The organism is Clostridium sp. (genome assembly GCF_051656525.1).
Taxonomy (GTDB): Bacteria; Bacillota; Clostridia; order Clostridiales; family Clostridiaceae; genus Clostridium.
In genome coordinates this window covers 1-2,098 of record NZ_JBOGCC010000364.1, presented here as the reverse complement: position 1 = coordinate 2,098, position 2,098 = coordinate 1, and the positions used below count along the sequence as shown (strand labels likewise).

The 2,098-nt window shown below is 26.2% G+C and carries 3 protein-coding genes and 1 pseudogene; 1 reads left to right on the top strand and 3 read right to left on the bottom strand.

Features of this window, described 5'->3' with window-relative positions; all coding sequences use genetic code 11:
* Positions 1–482 (bottom strand): annotated as a pseudogene (locus ACRDDY_RS17710) (hypothetical protein); the annotation flags it as partial.
* Positions 483–627: 145 nt separating this feature from the next.
* Complete coding sequence (locus ACRDDY_RS17705) at positions 628–1,224, bottom strand: hypothetical protein (protein ID WP_438566250.1); 597 nt, start codon at positions 1,222–1,224, stop codon at positions 628–630.
* Between the two features lie 199 nt (positions 1,225–1,423).
* Between ACRDDY_RS17705 and ACRDDY_RS17700 the strand changes: the two genes are divergently transcribed.
* Positions 1,424–1,963, top strand: a complete 540-nt coding sequence (locus ACRDDY_RS17700) for a biotin transporter BioY (RefSeq protein WP_438566249.1) — start codon at positions 1,424–1,426, stop codon at positions 1,961–1,963.
* A gap of 59 nt (positions 1,964–2,022) precedes the next feature.
* On the opposite strand, the gene ACRDDY_RS17695 is transcribed toward ACRDDY_RS17700, so the two are convergent.
* On the bottom strand, positions 2,023–2,098 hold a 76-nt coding region (locus ACRDDY_RS17695; protein WP_438566251.1), incomplete at its 5' end, for a peptide deformylase.

Below are 2,098 nucleotides of genomic sequence, written 5' to 3'. Positions count from 1 at the left end.
TTTTCTCCACCAATTTCATTAATTCTTGATTTTCTATCTGAAATAATTTCTATATTATCTGCTGATAATAATCCTAAAACCTTTATAAATCCTTCTGTTTTAATTTCATCACAGATACAGTCATTTTCACTAACTATACTTCCCATTCCTTCAATTCTTTTAAACTCTATCTTTCCTAATGACCTTACTTCGCCATCAACTTTTAAAATCTCACCTTTTACTTCTTTTGATAATTTAAGACTTCCCCGTACAGAAAGATTTTCACACTGAAGTTCTCCCTTAATATTTACATATCCATCTACAGATATTTCTTTTCCTTTAATATTTCCATTCCCTGTACAAGTTCCATTTACAGATATATTTGTTCCCTCAATATCACCATTTAACTTCCCTACACCATTTATCGAAATCTCATTATATTTTCCTTTTGCTATACTTCCAACACCATTGAGATTCATATCCATTTTTATTTTTTTATCCATTCTTCTATTCTCTCCATTCATCACATTGTTTTATTTATATTACTATATATTTATTTACTTACTCTTTTAACGAAACATTGTTTTATTAATTACAATATATACTATTTATTATTTCTTTTCAAGTAAAAAAATAAATACTTAGCTTTTACACTAAATATTTATTCTCAACAATACCTTCTTCTAAAAATTCTTCAATACCTTTTCCTAAGTAATTTAATCTTCTTTCTTTCAAATCACCTTCATAAATACTATTCCCTAATAATTCAGCTAATTCTTGTGGTCTCACCAAATTAGCAGGCTTATCCCAATCTATAATTCCACTTTCTTTTAAAACATGATATACAAATTCTGAACATAAAAATCTATCTTTAATGTCCTTCTCTTTTTTTAATAACCCATATACTAGTCCTTTTGTATTGTATTTATATTTATAACTATTATCTATATATTCCTGAAATAAAACTCTAAATTTTCTATATTCCTCTTTTGATACTTTAATCTCGATTATTCTACCTAATAATCTTTTTTGATGCTTATATAATCCCTTCGTAACATCTTCCTTTTTCAAAACCCCTATAAATGGATTATGAGTATATTTTCTACTAAATCCATACATCTCATTTAAGTTTTTATCTAAAGAAATTGCTGCATGTGTATATGTATCTCCTGTAACCAATTTAATTACATTTGATAAACCTGAATTTGTCCTAGTTAGTACAACATATATATAATACCCTCTCATTTTTACCCCTCTTAAAATATATCCTTACTAATCTTTTAAGTTTTGTCTATATTTCATATTACCATATTATTCATTATTTATACATATTTTATTAATTTTTTATTTCTTTTTACAATTGTCACCTTTGTATTTTATATAAGTTGACATTTCCCATTTTAAAGATTAATATGTAAATATATTACTTTTAAGGAGCGTTTTTATGAAAACAAAAAATCTTATAATTTGTTCTTTATTTGCAGCTATAGTTTCTATACTTGCACAAATAGCAATTCCCCTTCCTGGATCTGTCCCATTAACAATGCAAACCCTAGGTATTGGGCTTTGTGGTATTTTGCTAGGAGCTAAAAAAGGATTCATTAGTATTTTAATTTATATAATGCTTGGTTCTATAGGCGCTCCAATCTTTGCAAACTTCACAGGTGGGATTGGAATAATTTTAGGCCCAACAGGTGGATTTATTTTATCATTCCCTATAATGGCCTTTATAATTGGCTTTATAAGTGAAAGAACTTGTAAAAAAGCTTTAATATTTTCCGGAATTATTTTTAGTGTTTTAATTAACTATTCCATTGGAGTACTTCAATTTTCATTAGTCACAAATTCAAGTATTTACAAAAGCATTCTTGTTTGTGTAGCTCCTTTTGTAGTAACTGATTTATTAAAATCTATTTTAATTCTTTCTGTTGGTATTTCATTAAAAAAACATAAAAGTTTAAAATCACTTTTACCTTCAATTTAACCTAATTAAAAGAAAAAGCTTAATAAAACTTTTTGTTTTACTAAGCTTTTACCTTTTCACTAAATAATTATTCCTTCAAAATGATCTACTTCATGTTGAATTATTTGTGCTGTGAAACCTGTAAATGTTTCTTTA

Bases quoted from the DNA above. Each gene is read 5' to 3' on its own strand.
- ACRDDY_RS17705 (WP_438566250.1), bottom strand. From the start codon at position 1,224: ATGAGAGGGTATTATATATATGTTGTACTAACTAGGACAAATTCAGGT.
- ACRDDY_RS17700 (WP_438566249.1), top strand. From the start codon at position 1,424: ATGAAAACAAAAAATCTTATAATTTGTTCTTTATTTGCAGCTATAGTT.